This window comes from Bradyrhizobium sediminis (assembly GCF_018736085.1).
Classification (GTDB): Bacteria; Pseudomonadota; Alphaproteobacteria; order Rhizobiales; family Xanthobacteraceae; genus Bradyrhizobium; species Bradyrhizobium sediminis.
The window spans coordinates 3,278,295-3,299,964 of sequence record NZ_CP076134.1; the positions used below are offsets into that span (position 1 = coordinate 3,278,295).

At 64.0% G+C, this 21,670-nt stretch carries 13 protein-coding genes and 1 pseudogene; 3 read left to right on the forward strand and 11 right to left on the reverse strand.

From position 1 onward, the window contains the following. Positions 1 to 70: 70 nt before the first annotated feature. From KMZ29_RS15905 to KMZ29_RS15920, 4 genes are all read right to left on the reverse strand, one after another. Positions 71 to 940 carry an NAD(P)-dependent oxidoreductase gene (locus KMZ29_RS15905; RefSeq protein ID WP_215620136.1) on the reverse strand — a complete coding sequence of 290 codons (870 nt, stop codon included), beginning with the start codon at positions 938 to 940 and terminating at the stop codon, positions 71 to 73. A gap of 3 nt (positions 941 to 943) precedes the next feature. Then, a protein-coding gene (gene prfB, locus KMZ29_RS15910; RefSeq protein ID WP_215616063.1) for a peptide chain release factor 2 occupies positions 944 to 2,075 on the reverse strand; the annotation gives its coding sequence in 2 pieces (ribosomal slippage) (positions 944 to 2,005 and positions 2,007 to 2,075; 1,131 coding nt in all). Between the two features lie 124 nt (positions 2,076 to 2,199). Next, on the reverse strand, positions 2,200 to 4,689 hold the full coding sequence (locus tag KMZ29_RS15915; protein WP_215620137.1) for a penicillin-binding protein 1A: 2,490 nt from the start codon (positions 4,687 to 4,689) through the stop codon (positions 2,200 to 2,202). 204 nt (positions 4,690 to 4,893) lie between these two features. After that, positions 4,894 to 6,189 (reverse strand): N-acetylmuramoyl-L-alanine amidase, encoded by a 1,296-nt coding sequence (locus KMZ29_RS15920; protein ID WP_215620138.1) that lies wholly within the window; start codon positions 6,187 to 6,189, stop codon positions 4,894 to 4,896. A gap of 707 nt (positions 6,190 to 6,896) precedes the next feature. Here KMZ29_RS15920 and KMZ29_RS15925 point away from each other — a divergent pair. Next, entirely contained in the window at positions 6,897 to 9,926 is a 3,030-nt protein-coding gene (locus KMZ29_RS15925; protein ID WP_215620139.1) for an Rne/Rng family ribonuclease, read from the forward strand. 105 nt (positions 9,927 to 10,031) lie between these two features. On the opposite strand, the gene ltrA is transcribed toward KMZ29_RS15925, so the two are convergent. From ltrA to KMZ29_RS15945, 4 genes are all read right to left on the reverse strand, one after another. Then, positions 10,032 to 11,408, reverse strand: coding sequence for a group II intron reverse transcriptase/maturase (gene ltrA / locus KMZ29_RS15930; RefSeq protein WP_369810021.1), 1,377 nt, complete (start codon positions 11,406 to 11,408; stop codon positions 10,032 to 10,034). A gap of 459 nt (positions 11,409 to 11,867) precedes the next feature. After that, on the reverse strand, positions 11,868 to 12,635 hold the full coding sequence (locus tag KMZ29_RS15935) for an IS5 family transposase (protein WP_215624293.1): 768 nt from the start codon (positions 12,633 to 12,635) through the stop codon (positions 11,868 to 11,870). A gap of 103 nt (positions 12,636 to 12,738) precedes the next feature. Continuing rightward, positions 12,739 to 13,194, reverse strand: coding sequence for a GFA family protein (locus KMZ29_RS27020; RefSeq protein ID WP_215620140.1), 456 nt, complete (start codon positions 13,192 to 13,194; stop codon positions 12,739 to 12,741). 99 nt (positions 13,195 to 13,293) lie between these two features. Next, positions 13,294 to 14,064, reverse strand: a complete 771-nt coding sequence (locus KMZ29_RS15945) for an SDR family NAD(P)-dependent oxidoreductase (protein ID WP_215620141.1) — start codon at positions 14,062 to 14,064, stop codon at positions 13,294 to 13,296. A 305-nt stretch (positions 14,065 to 14,369) separates the two neighbouring features. Here KMZ29_RS15945 and KMZ29_RS15950 point away from each other — a divergent pair, with 305 nt between their 5' ends. Further along, a complete protein-coding gene (locus KMZ29_RS15950; protein WP_215620142.1) occupies positions 14,370 to 17,012 on the forward strand; it encodes an EAL domain-containing protein in 2,643 nt (880 codons plus the stop codon). An 87-nt stretch (positions 17,013 to 17,099) separates the two neighbouring features. On the opposite strand, the gene KMZ29_RS15955 is transcribed toward KMZ29_RS15950, so the two are convergent. The 3 genes and pseudogenes from KMZ29_RS15955 to KMZ29_RS15965 form a co-directional block, all read right to left on the reverse strand. After that, entirely contained in the window at positions 17,100 to 18,515 is a 1,416-nt protein-coding gene (locus KMZ29_RS15955; RefSeq protein ID WP_215620143.1) for a coiled-coil domain-containing protein, read from the reverse strand. A 31-nt stretch (positions 18,516 to 18,546) separates the two neighbouring features. Then, positions 18,547 to 18,804, reverse strand: a pseudogene (locus KMZ29_RS15960) (cation:dicarboxylate symporter family transporter); the annotation flags it as partial. Between the two features lie 142 nt (positions 18,805 to 18,946). Further along, positions 18,947 to 20,134 (reverse strand): pyridoxal phosphate-dependent aminotransferase, encoded by a 1,188-nt coding sequence (locus KMZ29_RS15965; RefSeq protein ID WP_215620145.1) that lies wholly within the window; start codon positions 20,132 to 20,134, stop codon positions 18,947 to 18,949. A gap of 116 nt (positions 20,135 to 20,250) precedes the next feature. Here KMZ29_RS15965 and KMZ29_RS15970 point away from each other — a divergent pair, with 116 nt between their 5' ends. Next, positions 20,251 to 21,654, forward strand: a complete 1,404-nt coding sequence (locus KMZ29_RS15970) for a M48 family metalloprotease (protein WP_215620146.1) — start codon at positions 20,251 to 20,253, stop codon at positions 21,652 to 21,654. Positions 21,655 to 21,670: the final 16 nt, after the last annotated feature.

Consider the following 21,670-nt stretch of genomic DNA (forward strand, 5'->3'; position numbering starts at 1 on the left):
TGCGCCGACGCTTACCGCAAAGTCCGGATGCTTGGCCACCCGGTTTCCGGGCATGCCCGCTGCGCCCCGCCTATTTCGGCCGCGACACAATCTCGATCATCCTGCCTTCGTCGTCGTCGGGCGCGTGGGCTTTCGCACGGTCGTATGCCGCCAGCGCCGCGCGGCTGACGGGAACGCCTGATAGCAGCGTCTCCGCCAGCGCGACGGCGTAAGCCGCATCCTTGTGGCGGAGCGCCGCGGTGAAGGAAGCGCCCGAGAAATCGCGCGCCACCATCCGCTTGGAATGCCGGATCACCTGCGGGCTTGCGACTGCGCCCGTCGCCATCGCTTCCGCCACCAGGTTCATGTCGAGCCCGGCCCGCTCGGCGATCGCAATCCCTTCCGCGAGGCTCGCGATCTGCACGGCGCCCATCAGATTGTTGATCAGCTTGTAGACCGTGCCGCCGCCGACCGCGCCGAAATGCCGGATCGTCGTGCACAGCGGCGCGAGAAAGGGGCGCGCCTTTTCCAGATCGGCAGGCTCAGCGCCCGCCAGCAGCGTCAATTTTCCGCTCGCTGCCGCTTCCGGCAGGCCGGTCACCGGGCAATCGATGTAGACGAGGCCGCGGCCGCGCAGTTCGCGCGCGAGATCGAGCGCGTGCTGGTACGACACCGTGGAGCATTCGATCGCCAGCGCACCGGGTTTCATCGCTGAGGCCGCGCCGTCCTTGCCGAGCCACACCGCACTCGATGCCGCATCGTCGGCGACCATGGTCACGACGGCGTCGGCACCCTCGGCGGCATCCGCAGGCGACGCAGCCCAGCGCGCGCCGCGCGCGATCAGGTCTTCCGCCTTCGCCTTGCTGCGATTCCACACCGCGACCGCAAAGCCGTTGTCGAGATAGCGGCCGGCCATGCCGTGGCCCATGCGGCCCAAACCGATGAAGGCGACCGTTGCCATCGGCTAGTCCACATCCTCGACCGCGGCGGGTGCGGTGCCGAATGCGCGCTGCGCCAGGGTTGCCGCCATGAACTCGTCGAGGTCGCCGTCGAGCACGCCTGACGTATCCGACGTCTGCACGCCGGTGCGCAGATCCTTCACCATCTGATAGGGCTGCAGCACGTAGGAGCGGATCTGGTGGCCCCAGCCGATATCGGTCTTGGCGGCCTGGTCGGCGGCGGCCTGTTCCTCGCGCTTCTTCAGCTCGATCTCATAGAGCCGTGCGCGCAGCATGTCCCAGGCCTGCGCCTTGTTCTTGTGCTGGGAGCGGCCGGCCTGACAGACCACCGCGACCCCGGTCGGAATGTGCGTCAGCCTGACCGCGGACTCGGTCTTGTTGACGTGCTGGCCGCCGGCGCCGCCCGAGCGCATGGTGTCGACGCGGACGTCGGACTCGGCGATATCGATCTTGATGCTGTTGTCGACCACCGGGAAGATCGCGACCGATGAGAACGAAGTGTGCCGGCGCGCATTTGAATCGAACGGCGATATCCGTACCAGCCGGTGCACGCCGGCTTCGGTCTTGAGCCAGCCATAGGCGTTGTGACCGCTGATCTGGATGGTGGCGGACTTGATCCCGGCTTCTTCGCCCTGGGTCTCTTCCAGATATTCGATCTTGAAGCCGTGCTTCTCGGCCCAGCGCGTGTACATGCGCAGCAGCATCGAGGCCCAGTCCTGGCTTTCGGTGCCGCCGGCGCCGGCGTGAACCTCGAGATAGGAGTCGAAACGGTCGGCCTCGCCCGACAGCAGGGCTTCGAGTTCGCGGCGGGCGACTTCCTTCTTCAGGGCTTTCAGGGCGTTCTCGGCTTCGGAGACGACGCCCTCATCGTTCTCGGCCTCGCCGAGCTCGATCATGCCGATATTATCCTCGAGCTCGCGCTCGACCCTGCCGATGCCGCCAAGCGCATCCTCCAGCGAGGTGCGCTCCTGCATCAGCTTCTGGGCCTTCTGGGGATCGTTCCAGAGATTGGGATCTTCGGCGAGCTTGTTCAGCTCGGCCAGACGCGCCGTGGATGCATCGACGTCAAAGATGCCTCCTCAGCAGCCCGACTGACTGCTTGATCTCTTCGACGAGGCGTTCGACTTCGGCGCGCATGTTCTCTTCTCTGACCTGCGGCGCAAGCCGCATTTGGCAACGATGGTGGGATGTAGCGGCGACTGCGCCAAAGCGCAATCGCGGGAGGCTTGTTTCCGGGGTTTTCCCGGGCCGCGACGCGCGCTCAGTAGAGCCTGCCGGTTCCCGGAAGCATGATATTGCCGGCGTCCGGCGGCGCCATTAATGTGCGGCCGTCCGCATCGGCAACCCCGATGACGCTGTAATTATCCGGCGGCGCTGTGCCCGGCTTGAAGGCTTCCAGGATGCTCCGGCCGCCGTCGCCCGGGCCGGCGCGCATGCCGCTCTTGGCGTCGACGCGGATCAGCTTGATGCCGGCGGGAACCTTGAACGGGATCGCCGGCTTGTCGGCGAGCGCGAGCTTGAGGAAATCCTTGGCGATCGGGGCCGCCAGATGGCCGCCGGTGGCGCCCTTGCCGAGATTGCGCGGCTTGTCGTAGCCGACATAGATGCCGACCACGATATCCGGCGAGAAGCCGATGAACCAGGCGTCCTTCTCGTCGTTGGTGGTGCCGGTCTTGCCGGCGATCGGCTTGCCGACTTCCTTCACCACGGTTGCGGTGCCGCCCTGCACGACATCTTCCAGCATCGAGGTGATCTGGTAGGCCGTCATGGCATCGAGCACCTGCTCCCGGCGATCGACCAGCTGCGGCTCGGGCTGGTTCTTCCAGCCGCCAGGCGCGTCGCAGCCGCGGCATTCGCGCGCGTCGTGCTTGAAGATGGTGCGGCCGTAGCGATCCTGGATGCGGTCGATCAGCGTCGACTTCACGCGCCGGCCGCCATTGGCGAACATCGAATAGGCCGTCACCATCCGCATCACGGTGGTTTCGCCGGCGCCGAGCGCATAGGACAGATAGTTCGGCAATTCGTCATAGACCCCGAAGCGCTTGGCGTATTCGCCGATCAGCGGCATGCCGACGTCCTGCGCCAGCCGCACCGTCACCGTGTTGAGCGAGCGCTTCAGCGCATTGCGCAGCGTGGTCGGCCCATAATATTTGCCGGTCGAATAGTTTTCCGGGCGCCAGACGCCCGCACCCTGCCCCTGGTCGATTTCGATCGGCGCATCGACCACGATGGTTGACGGCGTATAGCCATTGTCGAGCGCCGACGAATACACCAGCGGCTTGAACGACGAGCCCGGCTGCCGGTAGGCCTGGGTCGCGCGGTTGAACTGGCTCTGGTCGAACGAGAAGCCGCCGACCATCGCCAGCACACGGCCAGTCCAGGGATCCATCACCACCATCGCGCCGGAGACTTCCGGCAGCTGGCGCAGCCGGTACTGGCCCTCGACAATATTGCCCTCCTTGGCGATCAGCGGATCCGCATAGATGACGTCGCCCGGCGCCAGCACCTGGGCGACGTTGGTCGGCGTCTTGAAGCGCGTCGGCCCGGAGGCGGCCTTGGCCCACCGCACGCCATCGAGCGTGATGATTCCGGTCTGCCGTTCCTTGGCGACGGCGCCGCCCAGTTCGCGGCCGGGCTGAAAACCGATTCGGGCCGACTGATCGCTGGTCTCCAGCACCACCGCCATCCGCCACGGCGAGATATCCGACAGCGACTTAACGTCCGCGAGCTTCACGCCCCAGTCGCCGGATATATCGAGCTTGCTGATGGCGCCGCGATAGCCGGTCGCCTCGTCGAACTTCACGAGGCCGGCGGTCATGGTCTTGCGCGCCATCACCTGAAGCTTCGGATCGAGCGTGGTCCGCACCGACAGGCCGCCTTCATACAGTTTCTTCTCGCCGTAGCGCTCGAACACGTCGCGGCGGACTTCCTCGGCAAAATACTCGCCGGCGAAGATGTGCGCGGCGTTGCTGCGGCTGGTCACGGTCAGGGTATCCTTGCGGGCCTTGTCGGCATCGGCCTGCTTGATCCAGCCATTTTCCAGCAGACGGTCGACGACATAGTTGCGCCGCTCGACGGCGCGGTCGCGGTTGCGCACCGGATGCAGCGCCGCCGGCGCCTTCGGCAGCGCCGCCAGGTAGGAGGCTTCGGAAACCGTGAGTTCGTTCACCGATTTGTCGAAATAGACCAGCGAAGCAGCGGCGACGCCGTAAGCGCCGAGGCCGAGATAGATTTCGTTGAGATAGAGTTCGAGGATCTTGTCCTTCGAATAGGTGCGCTCGATCCGCATCGCCAGCAAGGCTTCCTTGATCTTGCGGGTGAACGACACTTCGTTGGTCAAAAGGAAGTTCTTCGCGACCTGCTGGGTGATGGTGGAGGCACCTTGCGGCCGGCGGTTGGAGCCGTAATTCTGCGCATAGAGCACCGCGGCGCGCGCCATGCCGGTGAAGTCGATGCCGCCGTGCTCGTAGAAGTTCTTGTCCTCGGCGGCGAGGAACGCGTTGATGACCAGTTTCGGGACCGCCTGGATCGGCAAATAGAGGCGGCGCTCCTTGGAGTATTCGCCAAGCAGCGCGCCATCCGACGCATGGACGCGCGTCATCACCGGCGGCTCATAATCCTGAAGCTGCGAATAGTCCGGCAAGTCCTTGGAATAATGCCAGATCAGCCCCGCTACGGCGGCGACGCCGACCAGGAACACGACGGTTCCGGCGGCGAACAAGAAACCCATGAACCGCACCAGCAAGCGCATTATCGAAGTTCCGTTCCAACCCTTGCGCCGCAATAGCCGGCGTTTTCCTCAGCAAATACCCCGCGCGGCGATCTGCCGTCTCGCACAGGTGGATAATACGTTGGCCGGGAGGGAATTTAGATCGATTCCGACGCCCTCGCGGTGGTTTTTATAGTGCCGTCGCTGTGGCCAAACTAGGGCTTCCAGCCCCGGACGGCGCGCTTTTCACTTGGCCGGCCCGGCCGTTGCCAGCCGTTTGGCAAGGAAGGCGTCGATCGCCTGCGCCATCGATCCGACGGTCCGGGTGCGCCAGTTCTCCGAGACCAGGTGTTGGAGGTCGCCCTTGTTGGAGACATAGCCGAGTTCGACCAGAACCGACGGCACGTCCGGGGCCTTCAGAACCCTGAAGCCGGCGGACTTCAGCGGGTGCTTGTGCATCCGCACCGTAGTCTTCATCTCGCCCATCAGGAGGCGCGCGAAGCGGTTTGAGAAGGTGCGGGTTTCGCGCTGCGCCAGATCGATCAGGATGTCGGCCACCTCGACCGGCTCTTCGGTCAGGTTGACCCCGCCGATGGCGTCGGCCTTGTTTTCGGCTTCCGCCAGCCGTTCCGCCTCGGCGTCGGAGGCCTTGTCGGACAGCGTGTAGATCGTCGCGCCCTGCGCATCGCCCTCGCGGCGCGGCAAGGCGTCGGCATGGATCGACACGAACAGCGCCGCCGACGCGTTGCGGGCGACCTTGACCCGGTCGGCGAGCGGAATGAACGTATCGTCGGTGCGGGTCATGACGACCCGGTATTTGCCTGTTTTCTCGATGCGGTCGCGCAAAGCCAGCCCGAATCCCAGCACCAGCTCCTTCTCCATGGCGCCATTGGCCTGGGTGCCATTGTCGATGCCGCCATGGCCGGGATCGATCACGATCAGGGGGCGTGAATCCGCCGGTGCGGCGGGCTTGGGAGCGCTGATCGCCTCGGCGGGCGCGGCGGCCTTGGCGTCGGCGATCGCGGGCTTCAGCTCGGGCCGGCTTTCGGGCGCCAGCGACTGGACGAAAGCGGTGCGGTCGACCTGCTCGAGTTCGAGCACCAGCCGCGGCGGCTGGCCGTTGGCGGCCTCCAGCACGTAGGAATTGGCAATCCTGGCCGGGCCGGTCAGGTCGAACACGATCCGCGAGCCGCCGGGCATCACCAGGCCATAACGGAAGGCCTTGACCAGCCCGCGCCCGGCGGTGCCGACCCCGGCGGGAAGCTGAAAACTGACCTGGGGAATGTCCACGACCACCCGATAGGGATCGGCCAGCGCAAAGGCACGGAACTGGATCGGCCGGGTGAGGTCGAGAACGAAGCGGGTTTGCCTGGCGTCGCCGGCCAGCCGGACATCGGAGGCGATCGGGAAGCTCGAGGCTCCGACGGGATTCGGCGCCTCGCCCTCTGCAGCCTTGCCGATGGCGGGAACCGAACATAGTAATGCTGCGGCGCACAACAGCGCCCGACCCTGCAAAACACGATGATTTGCGCGGCTCGCCAACGAATCCATGCCTCCGAGCAGCCCTCTTATCGCATTAGAAGCACAGGGTTAACGAGAGCTTAAGGCGCTTACAACGAATAAGACCGGGTGTTGCCGCGCTGTGACGCTTCCCTTGCACGCGGGCCCCAATCAACGTATGTACAGCAGGCTGACGGCTAAAACTCCCGGTTGTGTCGCGTTCAGCCTCCCGGTGCAGCGCCGGAACTCTCTGATATCAGGGGATTCCTGCGTCTTTCCGATCCCTCCACGGCCAGCGCAGCGCGCGGCTGACAAGGAGCGGCGGTTTCGAGCCCGAGCGGCGGCCGGTCCCAGGTTACCATCTTGTTCCAGGGACGGCTTCAGGCACGGCATGACTGATTATCCGGACCGCACTCGGTCCGATATGCGATGGCCGGCGAGCGCTTCGGCGCCGCGCCGGGTCTTCAGCGACAGAAAATAAGGCGGCGCTTCCTGCCGCCCACGTGTTCAGACGGGCCGACGCTTGATGCGCCAGACTGTGTTGCCGACCAAGATCCATGGAGAAACCGCGACGACGCGGAGCGCAAGCTCGGCACGTCGCCTTGCTCCGATGCGATCCCGTTCGGCGTGGCGCCCCGGGTTGCGTTTTGGCCTTCCCCTCACCCCCGAATCAGGTGGACCGTCGCGTCACCCGGCGGCGCGATACGCGCTCACGGAAACACGCGCCCGCCGCCGTCATGAGTTTCAAAATGCCCAACAAAATGTTGATCGATGCTACCCACCCGGAAGAGACCCGGGTCGTTGTAGTCCGCGGTAATCGCGTCGAAGAGTTCGATTTCGAGACCGCCCAGCGCAAGCAACTTCGCGGCAACATCTACCTCGCCAAGGTCACGCGCGTAGAGCCGTCGCTGCAGGCGGCCTTCATCGAATATGGCGGCAACCGCCACGGCTTCCTCGCCTTCAGCGAAATCCATCCCGACTACTATCAAATTCCGGTCGCCGACCGTCAGGCGCTGATCGAAGCCGACGAGCGCGCCCATCGCGAGGCCGAGGAAGAGAGCGAGAACCGCTCCAACCGCCGCCGTCCGCGCCACCGCAATTCGCGCCGCCGCGGCAATGGCGAGCGGGTCCAGAGCGAGATCGTGGAGAGCGCGAGCCCCGACCTGATGCAGGTCGCTCCGCCGCATGAAGGCCAGGAACACGGCGAAAGCTTCCACGCCGAGGACGGCCACGCCCACGATGCCGAACATCACCACGATGCGGAGCATCATGATCATGAGGACCATGCGCACGATGAGCACGATCGCGCGCAGGACCAGGGCACCGAGACCCACGCCAGCGAGACGCTGGCCGCGGTAACGCTGCCCGATACGGCTGCCGTCGAGGCGGCCACGGCAGAAGTTCGCGAAGAAGAGGAAGAAGAGCACGCGCATCATGAACATCATGAAGCGCACGCACTCGAAAACGCGGCTTATGCGGACGACGCCCCCCACGCCGAACACGCTGACGGCGAGACCGCCGCGTCGGATCAGGCCGAACATGCCGTCGCCGGTGGCGATGAGAATCACGACGATGAGGACGAAGGCGAGGACGCCGAAGAGGAAGTCGTCGAGTCCGTCGGCGGCGACGACGTCATGGAAGAAGTGCCGGAGCGCGCCTTCCGCCCGCGCCGCCAGTACAAGATCCAGGAAGTCATCAAGCGCCGGCAGGTGATGCTGGTGCAGGTCGTCAAGGAAGAGCGCGGCAACAAGGGCGCGGCGCTGACGACGTACCTGTCGCTGGCCGGCCGCTACGCCGTGCTGATGCCCAATACCGCGCGCGGCGGCGGCATCAGCCGCAAGATCACCTCGGCGCAGGATCGCTCGCGCCTGAAGGAAGTAGTGCAGGATCTCGACGTGCCCGAGGGCATGGGCATCATCCTGCGCACCGCGGGTGCCTCCCGCACCAAGCCGGAAATCAAGCGCGACTTCGAATATCTGATCCGCATGTGGGAAACCGTGCGCGACATGACGCTGAAGTCGCAGGCCCCCACCCTCGTCTACGAGGAGGGGTCGCTGATCAAGCGGTCGCTGCGCGACCTCTACAACAAGGAAATCGACGAAATCCTGGTCGCCGGCGAAGCCGGCTATCAGGAGGCTCGCGATTTCATGAAGATGCTGATGCCCTCGAACGTACGGGCGGTGAAGCAGTATCGCGACGGCCAGCCGCTGTTCTCGCGGATGGGCGTCGAGAGCCAGCTGGATGCGATGTTCTCGCCGACCGTGCAGTTGCGGTCCGGCGGCTACATCGTGATCAACCAGACCGAGGCGCTGGTCTCAATCGACGTCAATTCCGGCCGCTCCACCCGCGAACACCACATCGAGGATACCGCGCTCAAGACCAATCTCGAGGCTGCCGAGGAAGTCGCAAGGCAATTGCGCCTGCGCGATCTCGCGGGCCTGATCGTCATCGACTTCATCGACATGGACGAGAAGCGCAACAACCGTTCGGTCGAGCGCAAGCTGTCCGATTGCCTGCGCCAGGACCGCGCGCGGATCCAGGTCGGACGCATCTCGCATTTCGGCCTGCTGGAGATGTCGCGCCAGCGCATTCGCGCCAGCGTGCTGGAGAGTTCGACCGAGCCCTGCGCGCAATGCGGCGGCAGCGGCCATGTGCGTTCGGTATCGTCGGTGGCGCTGCAACTGTTGCGCGGCATCGAGGAAATCCTGATGAAGGGCGCCACCCATAATCTCGTGGTGCGCACCCGGACCGAAGTGGCGCTCTACGTGCTCAACCACAAGCGCGGCCATCTGCGCGATCTCGAAAATAGCTTCAAGGTCGCCCTGGCCGTGGTCGCCGATCCCTCGGTGAGCGGCCAGCAGTCGTTCATCATCGACCGCGGCGAGCAGGTACATACGCTGGAAGCCGCCAAGGCGCTGCTGGCGGCGCAGGTTGCGGCCTTCCCGCCGCAGACCGAGGAAGCCTTCGACGAGGAAGGGCCGTTCGACGTCGAAACCGAATCCGAAGTCGAGACCGACGAGACCGAAGGGCTCTCTGATGAAGCCGCCGGCGAAGAGACCGGCAGCGAGGCGGATGGCGGCCCGAGGCGCAAGCGGCGGCGGCGGCGGCGTGGCCGTTCCGGCGAGCCGCGTGAAGGCGGGCCGGCCCGCGATGACAGCGATAGCGTCCGTGTCCCGTTTGAGGCGGCCGCGGTTGCCGCTGCCGTCGCGGACGAAAGCGAAACCGACGAGGACGAGTCCGAAGAACAGCCCGGTCTCGAGCGCGGCGATCAGGCGCCGGGCGGCGAGCGCCGGCCCCGCCGTCGCGGACGCCGTGGCGGACGCCGCCGGCGCGGCGGGCCGGAGGACGGTCTGGTCGGATCGATCGCGGACGAACTCGGCCCGAGGTCGGCGCCCGAGGTGAGCAGCGCGGTTGCCGATTTCGACGGATATTCAGCCGAGCCGGCCCCGCTGGTCGTTCAATCCGAACCGGTTGCGCAAGCGCTGGCGCCCGAACCGCAACCTGCGGAGCGCGCTCAGCCGGAGCCGGCCCAGGCTTCTGCCGAGACCGAAACGGCGCAGGAGGCCGAACGAGCCGCCGCACGCCGGCGTTCGACCGTGCGCGAAAAGGTGAGCTTCGTGGTCAACGCCCAGCCCGAAGCGCCCGCGCCCGTCAGCCACAGCCAGCCCGAACCGCCGGTATCAACCCCGGCCCCGGCGCAGAACGCGGCCGACACGACGACCGACACCCAGCCCCGCAAGGCCGGCTGGTGGTCGCGACGCTTCGGCAGCGGCGAATAAGGATTCTGGTTTGCGATCGGCATAGGGGCGTGGAGGTTTGTCTCCGCGTCCCCTGCCACACCACCCGGCATGCGGGTCCGCACCGGGCGGTTCGACGGGTTGAGGTCAACTGGCAAGTTTTGGGACTCCCAATCGTTTGAAGAGGTCATTCGGCAGCACCGTGTTGAGCGCGATCGCCGAGTTGCGCCACCAGCGTCTGCTGTTGGCGGCTGCTCGTCTGGCCGCGGCCGGGTATGCCCCCCGTGCGATCATCTCGCGGTAGATAACCCGACCCCGTTTCCAGTGCTTGAGCTGCACCGCCCGCAGGCGATGACGGACCCAGGCATCGATGTCGGCAAACACCCCAGGTGTCTCTGCGAGGCGGAAGTAGCCTTTCCACCCGGTCAGATACACCCCAAGCGATTTGCACGTCTGCGCGAGGCTTCGTCCGGCACTGCGCCGGGTCAGTTCCCGCACACGCTCCTTCATGCGCTTGATGGCCGGTGGAGCGACGCGCCGCCGGATCGTCCGCCCTCTGCCTGTCCAGAAGGAGAAGCCGAGGAACTTCGATGCCGTGGCACGCCTCACCTTGCTCTTGGCCTCGTTGACGCGGAGCTTCAGCTTTCCGAACTGCTTGCGCAGCGAGGCCATCACCCGCTCGCCCGAACGCTGCGTCCGAACATAGACGTTCAGATCGTCGGCGTAGCGGACGAAGGTATGGCCCCTTCGCTCCAGCTCCTTGTCGATTTCGTCCAACAGCACGTTGGCCAACAGCGGCGAGAGTGGGCCGCCTTGCGGCGTGCCTTCCTCCCGCCCGATCACCACCCCGTCGGCGAGCACGCCCGCGTTGAGGTAGCGGCGGATCAGCCGCAGCACCCGACGGTCCGCGATCCGTCTGGTCAACCTCCCCATCAGGAGGTCGTGGTTGACCCGGTCGAAGAACTTCTCCAGGTCGATGTCCACGACAAAGCTCCGACCTTCCTGCACGTAGGCTTGCGCGCGACGTATCGCGTCGTGCGCACTCCGTCCGGGCCGGAAGCCGTAGCTCGCATCCGAGAAGGTCGGGTCGAACAGCGGTTGCAGGACACCCAGCAGGGCCTGCTGGATGAACCGGTCGAGCGCCGTCGGGATGCCGAGCTCACGCTCGCCCCCGCCGGGCTTGGGAATCGCCACCCGTCTCACCGGCTGCGGCTGGTAGCGTCCGGCGAGCAGTTCCTCGCGCAAACGCGGCCAGTGCACGCGCAGATAGCCGGGCAGCTCTTCGACCGTCATCCCGTCGATGCCGCAACTTCCCGCGTTCTGTCGAACGCGCTTCAATGCGGCCTGAAGGTTTGGGCGTTCGCACACCCGCTCCATCAGGTCGTTACTTCCCAGGCACTCGTTTCCACTGCCAGTCAGGGGCGCTTCCACACGTCCGTCCGACCCCTGCGGCTTCACCGCATTGGCCGTTCGAGCGCTCGGATCTTCATCCGACTTCCGTGGCATAATTCCCCCGAGGCCCATGGGCGTCTCGCCCTTCCCATCGTTTGGCCCTTCGTCATGCCGTCGCCAAGGCTTCGGCAGAACTACTATGGCCTCTGCTGACTTCTCGCTCCGCCGGCCTTTCGGCCATCGTCGCCCTTTCAGGCACAAGGCGAGATCTCCCCGGGTAAGAACATCGGCCTTCGCTGCACGACCGCCGGATCTACGTCGCCTCGCCTTGGTCACGAGAGCTTCGCGGCCGTATGCCCGCTCGCCCTGCTCGGCTCCGCCTTCTATCCGGTTCCTGTTCGTCGGCCCGCAGCTTCGTTCCACGCTTCCTTCACGCCGTCCTCACGGCCCGACGCTCTGCGTTTCCCTTCGCTCGCTGTGACCAGCTCACGGGAGGACTTTCACCTCCAAGTCAATGCCCATGCCGGGCGCACATACGAAAAACCGCCCGGCACAACCGGGCGGTTTTTTATTGAGGCGGAAGATGGCGATCTAGGAGGCGTTGACAAATTGGCGCATCCACAAGCGGATTGAGACAATTTGAATGAAGCCTAGATAGCTGTCGGCAGTTTTGTCGTATCGGGTTGCCAGCCTTCGCGCATTTTTCAGTTTGTTGAAGCAGCGTTCAACCATGTTGCGCAGGGCATAGATGGCGGCATCAACGGGCAATTGGATCAACCTGTTTCGCTTGGTCGGAATAATCGCAATGCCGCCGCGTTTCTCCATGTCTTCACGAATGAAGTCAGCATCATAGCCCTTGTCGGCGAGCAGGACCTTGGGCGTTGGCCCATCAGCATCCATCACCGGCATATATCCCTTGAAGTCGGAGGCTTCGCCGCCGGTCAGCGCAAACGCTATTGGCAGGCCCATTGCATTTATGCGGAGATGGATCTTGGTCGTGAAGCCACCTTTTGAGCGGCCAAGACCCTGACGCGCAGTCCCCCTTTTAGCACCGGCTGAACAGTGGTGCGCCCGGATTATGGTGCTGTCGATCATTTGCAAGCTGGGATTGCCACCGCCGCTTTCGTTGAAGGCTTCGAGAAGCAACTCCCACAAGCCCAATAACGTCCAGCGCCGGAACTGGCGGTAAACCGATGACCATTTGCCAAAGTGTTCGTGCAGGTCGCGCCAAGCGACACCTGTCCGCGCAATCCAGAAAATCCCGTCCAGAACAAGGCGATGATCCCTAGGCCGCCGCCCGCTGCGCGCCCCGCGTTCAATCACAAAGGGCTCGAGATAGGCCCATTCTTCATCGTTCATCAAACCACGGATCAAGGTAGCTTCTCCAAAAGCTACCTTGAATCAGAACCTACGCTATTTGGGAATCCCTTCACCAAAGTCTCAGTTTGAATTTGGTCGGCGCTCAAATACCGTCCTCGGGCTTCCAGCCCGGCTGTACTTCGAAGGATTGGATTGCCGGATTAGGCCGGTCCCAATCGCGTCGCGTTCGCGTAAAGATTTCAACCTGGGGCAACATTCCATCGGACGTATCTAATGTTCCCATTGTCACCGTCATGACACCGGGCATGCCGGTGTTCTTGCCAAACAGTGGGCTACCGCAGGTTCCACAAAATAATCGTTTGACTGTATTCCCCGCCTCGCTCTGCATTGCATAGGTAGCCGGTTGGCCAAAGAGACGAATACCGGACTCTGCGTACATCGCGCCTGTCGAATGCCCGGTGCCGCTAAGTCGTTGGCAGTCCGTACAGTGGCAGATAGCTATCACTATCGGATCACCGTCAATCTCATAGCTGCACGCGCCACACAAACACTTTCCTACGCGCACAAATATACCTCCGCATTGTTTCACTACTGTCACCAGCCCGCAATACCTACCAGTGCGAGTTGGATTTTCAAACAGTTCCCTTTGTCAACACTTCCTAGGTACTTCGCCAATCTTCCGCGGCAGCGCCGCTCGTCAAACCGAAATATGAAAGCCGCCGTCCACCGCGATATGCTGGCCGGTGATGTAGGACGCGCCGTCCGAGAGCAGGAAGCAGACCGGCTTGGCCGCCTCCTCCGGCTGCGACCAGCGGCCCATCGGAATCCGCGCCAGGATGCCCTCGCGAAACTTGTCGCCCCGGATGGTTTCCGTCATCGGGGTCTCGACCACGCCGAAACATACGGAGTTGGTGCGGACACCGAACTTCGACCATTCCTTGGCGGTCGACATGGTCATTCCAAGCAGTCCGCTTTTCGCCGCGGCGTAGTTGATCTGGCCGATCGAGCCGGCGCGTCCGGCATCCGAGGAGATATTGACGATCGAGCCTGGGCTCGGCCGATCGGCCTTGCCCTGCGCCACCATGATCCGGCCCACCGCCTGGGTCCACAGGAACGCGCCGGTGAGATGCACCGCGATAACCTCGTTCCACTGCTGCAGAGTCATCTTCTCGATCATCGCCACCCGGGTAATGCCGGCATTGTTGACGAGGCCGTGGATGGCGCCGATCCGCGCGGTGACGTCGCGTACCGTCGCTTCGGTAAACTCCGGATCCGCGACGCTGCCGACATAGGGCAGCAGCCGGCCGTTCATCGAAGCCGCGAAAGCGTTGAGCTTGTCACCGTTGAGATCGACACCGATCACCCGCGCCCCAAGCTCGACCGCCAGCGTCGCAATCGCGCGGCCAATTCCCTGCTCGGTGCCGGTGACGACAACGGTTTTTCCCTCCAACGACATGACGTCTTGCATCTATCGATCCCCCTCGCTCGTTTCTTTATTCACTCGACTGCCGTCCTGTGTGTATCGGAGCTTTTGGTTCCGCAACCAGATAGTTCCGCCCAGTCCGGGGCTGCTGCCGAAGCGGATATGCACTCGGCGATCATTCGCACCTGGGATGACGGTTAACGAATTCTTAGGGATGATATTTTTCCGCGGGGCGGAACCGAAGCGAACAACCCTTTTAATACCATTGAGCCGATACGCTTTCGGGCAAAACGGTGCCTCGCCACCGGGGCCTGCCCCCGTCGGCTTTCAAGCGGCATCGGAGCTGGATGATGCGCACACGCGATTACCCTGTGGTCGAAACCCCGGATTTCCTGCTGGCGGCGCTTGAGCAGGCGAACGATGCCGTGGTGATCGTCGATAGCGATCTTCATGTGAGCTATTTCAACGCCGCGGCCGAACTCATCTGGGGGCTGGATCGCACCGAGGTGCTCGGTCGTCACGTAAGCTGTCTGGGGCTCGAGGAGCTGCAATCCGTTGCGACGCCGGCTTCGGATCAGATCGGCGGCGACGACGTCATCCAGGATCGCTGCTCCGAGATCAGGATCGAGCGCAGGGATGGCAGCCGGATTCGTGCCGCACTGTCGCTTTCGCATGTCGAGGCCGGCGATCAAGACCGCACCATCGCCTTCGTCCGGGACATCACCAGGGAGGTCGAACGGCGGGAAAGGATGGCGCTGCTCACGTTGGTCGCCGACAGGACCAACCGCGCAGTTATCGTCACCGATCGCGATCTGAAGATCATCTATACCAACGCTGCGTTCGCAGGATTGTTCGGGTACTCGATCGGGGAAGTGAGCGGGCAGCAGGCAATCGATCTGCTTGCGGGGCGCCATACCGACCGCAGGACGCTGGCAAGGTTACGACACTGGATCGGCGAGGAACGCGGCGGCGAGGAGGAAATCCTCGCCTACGACAAGAACGGCGACGAGATCTGGATCTCGGCCAACGTCAAGGCGTTCCGCGACGGCCGCGGGCGGGTCAAATACACGTTCGCCCTGCTGACCGATATCTCCGAGACCAAGCAGTTGCGATCGCTGCAGCAGTTGATCCTGAGCGCGCTGGCCGATGAAATCCCCATTACGGAGATCGCGGATCGGCTGTGCAGACGTGTCGAGGAAATCGCGCCCGATGTCGTTTCCTCACTGCTGCACATCGACGCCGGCGGATTGGTTCATCCGCTGGGCGGCCCCAGCCTCCCCGAGGACTATTCGCGGGCGTTGGATGGCGTCGCGATCGGTCCGGATGTCGGTTCCTGCGGATCCGCGGCATTTTACGGCAAGCCGGTCCTTGCGACCGACATCGATACCGATCCGCGCTGGCAACCGTACAAGATCCGGCCGCTCGAAGTCGGCCTGCGCGCCTGCTGGTCCACGCCAATCAAGTCGAAGGATGGCCGCGTGATCGGAACCTTCGCCTTCTATTTCAGGGAATCTCGCCCGCCGAGCCGCTGGCACGAGCGCATCGTCGATGCCTGCGTGCATCTCGGCGCGCTGGCGATTGAGCGCTGGGAAGCCCGCGCCCAGATCGCGCGGCTCGCCTATTACGACATGCTGACCGGCCTGCCGAACCGCGCGCGCCTGCGGGACTTGATCGCCGAAGCGATCCGGGCCTGCCACCCAGGAAAGCACGTTGCGCTGGCGTTCCTCGATGTCGATAATTTCAAGGACGTCAACGATACGCTCGGGCACTCTGCCGGCGACGAATTGCTCGTCGAGCTCGCCCAACGCCTGCGCGCGCAGATTCAGCCGCACGACATGCTGGGGCGTCTGGGCGGCGACGAATTCGTGATCGTGCTGCCGAACCGTGACGCCGGCGAAGCCGCGCTGGTCGCCTCGCGGATCACCGAATCCCTGGTCGTGCCGCTCCAGATCGGCACCAGACAGGTGCCGATCTCCGCCAGCATGGGCATCAGTATCTATCCGGACAACGCGACCGACATCGACCCCCTGATACAGCAGGCCGATGCGGCGATGTACCACGCCAAGCGCGCCGGCCGCTCCACCTACCGATTCTTCAGCGCCGATATGAACAGGCTCGCCGAGCAACGGCTGGCTCACAGCTCCGCACTTCGCACCGCGATCGCAAACGATGCCCTGAAATTGCATTATCAGCCGCAGATCCGGACCAGCGACGGCGCCATTCACGGCGTCGAGGCGCTGGCGCGCTGGCGTGACCCGGAGCTCGGCGAAGTGTCGCCCGCGAAGTTCATTCCGCTGGCCGAAGAGTGCGGGCTGATCGAGCAGATCGGCCAGTGGTCGATACGCGAGGCCTGCCGGCAGATGGCGGAGTGGCGTGAAGCCGGGCTGGATATCCCCTGTGTGTCGGTCAATCTGTCTCCAATCAATTTCCAGAACCCGAGCCTGGCATCTGCCGTCACCGGGATCCTCGCAGACCATGGCCTGCCGCCTGAAATGCTTATGCTCGAGGTTACCGAGGGCGTGATCCTGAACGAGCGCTCGGTTGCGATCGAGACGATGAATGCCCTTCGCAATCTTGGAGTAGGCCTGTCGTTGGACGATTTCGGAACCGGCTATTCCAGCCTCAGCCGGCTGGCGCACTTGCCAATTCGCGAGTTGAAGATCGACCGCAGCTTCGTGCGTGACGTCGAGGCAGACCCCAGCGCGCGAGCGATCGTTACCGCGGTGGTTCGCGTCGGCCAGAGCCTGCAGCTCTCCGTCGTCGCCGAAGGCGTCGAAACCGACGGGCAACGAGACTTGCTGGCGGAACTGGGATGCGACGTCATTCAGGGATTTCTCTACGCGCCTGCGCTGTCAGCCGCTGCGTTCGGGCGCTGGCTGCTTGACCATAGTGCCAAGCGGGCCAGTGCGATGCTCAGGCGCGTCGGCCGATCCCTGGCCCGGCCGCCGGCCGGGTCTTCGCCTCACGTCTCCACCACCAAGGGGCTCGGTTAGCGTCCCCGGCGAATGTCCGCAGTTTGACCCGTGGCGAATATTCGTCCCCTCGCCATCTCGAGTCGGTTGCAACTCGTCGTCGCGCCATCAACCGATCCTGTTGAGGGTGCCCCTTATCGTCGTGAAGATCCCGCCGATATCCTTTCGTATCGAATCGAGTTTTGCGAAATGGTCGAACACCTGGGCAATTCTCTCATCGATCTCGCGCTTGCTGCTGGAGAGCACTTCCACGCGCGAGCTGAGCTTGTTGTCACCGTTCGCTTCGATCTCGCCGAGGGTTTTGGTCACGAGATCGCGAATGGCATGCACCTCCGCGATCAGGGCCTCGATGCCGAATACCGGTGCCTGCAGGGGCACAAGGTCTGCCTGTGACTGGGCCAGTTCCTCCCTGAACCGGTTCAGCATCGCGGATGAATCCTGCAGCGTCCGGAGACGCAAACGGGACTCTATGACGAATTCGTTCAGCGCGTTCTGGCGATCCATGAGGCTCTTGCCGCTGGAATCCGTCTCCACCTCCGCAATCGAACGCTCCAGACGCGCCTGGCGTTCTCTGAGTTCTTCAAGATCCAGACGAATCGTATCCAGGATATTGAAGCAATCATCGAGGCGCGCGACCCTCCGCTCGATCTCGAGTTTGTTTTTGGAGAGCGCTTCCACCCGCAAACCAAGCGGTTCGTCGCCGCTCGCTTCGAATTCATCGAGAGACTTGGTCAGCCGATCACGGCTTAGACGCAGTTCATCGATCAGGGCGTTGATTCCGGCCTCCGGCGACCGCAGGGGCACCAGCTCAGCCTGGGCTTTGGCCAGTTCCTCCTTGAAGCGGTTCAGCGTCGCCAGTGATTCCTGTAACGCGTTCAACCGCGCCTGGATCAGCGATACGTCGCCGTCCAGTTCCTTCATCCGAATGGCAAGACTGTTTTTGCTGTCGTCGGTTTCGAGTTCCGTCAGCGACCTCTCGAGCTGACGCTGACGATCCCTGAGTTCGCCGAAGACAGGCTCCATCGCCCGGCGTTTTTCGGCCACGGCGCCGACCAGCTCCCGAAGCGCATGCTGGCGGCGCCGGATGTCGCCCAGCCGATCCGGCATATCGGCGGCTTCGTTCCGGCTCTGCTGCAAAACTGCCCTTTGCTCGGTATCCGCCAGCTTCTCCTGCAGGGACGAGATCGCTTCCTCTGGGTCGCTGTCGACGAGATGCTGGACAGCCGCGTCGAAGCGGTTCTGCGAGTCGTGCGCGACTACGGCGTCCTGCCGGAAGCCCTTGAGGCGACCGCGCAGCAAGTTCAGGTTTCTTTCCTGGCGTGCAATTCTGTAAGCTTGAATTATGGTTGCCCCGATCAGCGAAATTGCCATGAAGACAATAGTGCCGGTCGCGAGACGCTGCATTGCGGGCAGCGCAGCGTAGAGAGCCGACATCCTCGCGAAATCGTAACCGAATGCCTGCTGCGCAAAGAGCGCTATCACGGCCAATAAGCCTAACCAGGCAAGCACGAAAAACAGCCACATTTTAAATACCTCAGTTCAGCAAATACTGGTTCGCCTCCGCATTGGCCGTGGCGCCGCCGAATCCCGCGCCGGAACGCGTCAGGCTTCCGGCCACCGGGCCGAGCCCGAGGGCAAAGGTCGAGACAGTCTCAAGATGGATTAGGGCCGTGACGCCCATACGACCGACTGTCCCAGCATCCTGGATATGCGCGATACCGGAAACCACCGCGCAGAGGACGATCGGCGCGATCACCCTCTTGATCGGCTTGATGAAGCCGTCGCCGGGCGCCTTGATCCTCACGCGGGTCGCGTGTCTTGCCGCCACGACAGTCCCCCCTCCCTCCAGAATTCGCCGTTCTGCCGGTCGTTCCTGCAAAAACGGCCATTTCCCCGTCCATAGCCAAGATCAACTAGGTCATGGGAGTCAATGGCGCGGGGTGTCTATCCGGGCCCTACCGCAGCCATTGCGCGATGCGCGCGACGGCCTCGCGCATCTCGTCGGCCGAACGCGCGTAGGAAAAGCGGATGAACTGGCGGCCGTGGATCGGGTCGAAGTCGACCCCGGGGGTCGCCGCGACGCGGGCTTTTTCCAGCATCTCGCCGGCAAATTTGAAGCTGTCGGAGGTGAATTTGGAGGCGTCGGCATAGAGATAAAACGCGCCGTCGGCGGGAAGGAATGTGTCGAGGCCGGCCTTGGGCAGGCCTTCGATCAGGATGCGGCGGTTCTCCTGATAACCGTGCTTGATCTCTTCCATCTCGGCGCGGCCCTCGAAGGCGGCCTCGGCGGCAATCTGCGACAGCGTCGGCACCGAGATCGCCAGATTCTGCTGCAGCCGTTCGATCGGCCGCACCAGCGGCTCCGGCACCACCATCCAGCCGACCCGCCAGCCGGTCATGCAGAAGTATTTCGAGAACGAATTGATCACCAGCGCATCCGGCGACAGTTCCGCCGCTGTCACCGCCGGAAAGGCATAGTCGAGACCGTGATAGATTTCGTCGGAGATGAAACGGATGCCTGCGCTCTCCGCCGCCGCCATCAGGCTGGTGAGCGCCTCGCGCGACATCATCGTTCCCGTGGGATTGGCCGGGCTACCGACCAGTACGCCCTTCAGCGGCGTCTTGCGATGCGCCGATAGCAGCGCCTCGCCGGTCAGCGCGTGACGGGTTTCGCTCGAGGTCTCTATCAACACCGGCTCGCAGCCGAGCGCGGTCAGGATGTGGCGGTACGGCGGATAGCCGGGAACCGTGACCGCGACGCGGTCGCCCGGCTCGAACAGCGCGAGAAAGCCCAGGATGAACCCGCCCGACGACCCCGTGGTAATCACTACCCGCTCGGCGTCCACGGCGCAGCCGTAGGTCTCGCGGTAATGCCGCGCGATCCGTTCGCGCAGCGAGGGAATGCCGAGCGCCGAGGTGTAGTCGATCCGCCCGACGTCGAGGGCGGCGTGGGCGGCCAGAATCGCGGACCTCGGCGCCGAAGCCGCCGGCTGCCCCACTTCCATGTGAATGACATGGCCGCCGGCCGCCTCGATGCGCGCCGCCGCTGCCATCACGTCCATCACCATGAACGGCGGAACATTGCTTCGTCCGGACGCCGTCAGCAGGCTTTTGGCGCGGTGTCTCAGTGTCGCATCAGGCATCGATATCTGCTATTTGAGCTCGGGAAACGGGACCCTGGTGCCCCAGACAAGCCGCATTCGGCGGCTTGTTAGGGCATATATCGTATCCAGGCCGCCGCCAATCCCTGAAGACCGCCATGTTGCTACGCATCGCCCTGCGCCGGAAAATGTCGAGACTGACCGCCATCGCGACGGCGGTCGCGCTCGTCGTTGCGCCGGTGCCTGCGCTGGCGCAAGGACGGGGCCCGCCGGTCATCCGCGATACCGAGGCCGAGCAGTTGCTGCGCGAATATACCCGCCCGATCCTGCGCGCGGCAGGGCTGGAAAAGCAGAACATCCAGATGGTCATCATCAACGAAAGCGTATTCAACGCCTTCGTTGCGGACGGCCGGCGGATTTTCGTGAACTACGGCGCGATGATGCAGTCCGACACCCCGAACCAGATCATCGGGGTGCTGGCGCACGAAACCGGCCACCTGGCCGGCGGCCATCTCTCCAAGCTGCGCGAACAGCTGGCGGCGGCGCAGACCCAGATGATCATCGCCATGCTGCTCGGCGCCGGCGCGCTGGTCGCCGGGGCACGCAGCGGCAATGCCAATAGCGGGCTCGCCAACGCCGGCGCCGCGGCGATGTCCGCGCCGCAGGAAGTGATCCGCCGCTCCCTGCTCTCTTATGTACGCCAGCAGGAGGAAAATGCCGACCGCGCCGGAGTAAAATTCCTCACCGCCACCGGCCAGTCCGCCAAGGGCATGTACGAGACCTTCAAGCGGTTCACCAGTGAGAGCCTGTTCGCCGCGCGCGGTTCCGATCCCTACGTGATGTCGCATCCGATGCCCGCCGAGCGCGTCGCAGCGCTGGAGGAGCTGGCGCGCACCAGTCCCTATTGGGACAAGAAGGACGATCCGGCGCTGCAATTGCGCCACGACATGGCGCGCGCCAAGATCTCGGCCTTCATGGAACGGGCGGACACCGTCCACCGGCGCTATCCGCAGTCGAACGACAGCCTGCCCGCGCGTTATGCCCGCGCCATTGCGACTTACCGGCACGGCGATCTGCGCAGTGCGGTCGCCCAGATCGACGCCCTGATCCAGGGACAGCCCAATAACCCCTATTTCCATGAATTGCGCGGCCAGGCGCTGCTGGAAGGCGGCAAGCCGGCGGAGGCCATCGCGCCCTTGCGCAAGGCGGTTCAACTATCGAATAACGCGCCGCTCATCGAGATGTTACTTGGGCAGGCGCTCGTGGCGACTAATAATAATGCCCACACTGACGAAGCGATTGCGATTCTGCGCGCGGCGGTGGCACGAGAAACCGAGGCGCCGCTCGGCTATACCCAGCTCGCGATGGCCTATGGCCGAAAAGGAGATTACGCGCAGGCAGACCTTGCTTCCGCCCAGGCGGCCTTCTTGCGCGGCGACAACAAGACAGCGCGCGATCTGGCATCGCGGGCCAAGACCCGGTTCGCGATCGGCACGCCGGGCTGGGTCAAGGCCGACGATATCGTCTCCGCAAAGCCGCTGCCCGGCCAGAAGAGCAACTAGAAATAAACCGAGCCGG

Excerpts from the sequence above, each read along its gene's own strand:
- KMZ29_RS15950 (WP_215620142.1), top strand. The coding sequence starts at position 14,370 with ATGCGCACACGCGATTACCCTGTGGTCGAAACCCCGGATTTCCTGCTG.
- ltrA (WP_369810021.1), bottom strand. The coding sequence starts at position 11,408 with ATGGGCCTCGGGGGAATTATGCCACGGAAGTCGGATGAAGATCCGAGC.
- KMZ29_RS15935 (WP_215624293.1), bottom strand. The coding sequence starts at position 12,635 with ATGAACGATGAAGAATGGGCCTATCTCGAGCCCTTTGTGATTGAACGC.
- KMZ29_RS15915 (WP_215620137.1), bottom strand. The coding sequence starts at position 4,689 with ATGCGCTTGCTGGTGCGGTTCATGGGTTTCTTGTTCGCCGCCGGAACC.
- KMZ29_RS15955 (WP_215620143.1), bottom strand. The coding sequence starts at position 18,515 with ATGTGGCTGTTTTTCGTGCTTGCCTGGTTAGGCTTATTGGCCGTGATA.
- KMZ29_RS15905 (WP_215620136.1), bottom strand. The coding sequence starts at position 940 with ATGGCAACGGTCGCCTTCATCGGTTTGGGCCGCATGGGCCACGGCATG.
- KMZ29_RS15925 (WP_215620139.1), top strand. The coding sequence starts at position 6,897 with ATGCCCAACAAAATGTTGATCGATGCTACCCACCCGGAAGAGACCCGG.
- KMZ29_RS15945 (WP_215620141.1), bottom strand. The coding sequence starts at position 14,064 with ATGCAAGACGTCATGTCGTTGGAGGGAAAAACCGTTGTCGTCACCGGC.
- KMZ29_RS15965 (WP_215620145.1), bottom strand. The coding sequence starts at position 20,134 with ATGCCTGATGCGACACTGAGACACCGCGCCAAAAGCCTGCTGACGGCG.
- KMZ29_RS15970 (WP_215620146.1), top strand. The coding sequence starts at position 20,251 with ATGTTGCTACGCATCGCCCTGCGCCGGAAAATGTCGAGACTGACCGCC.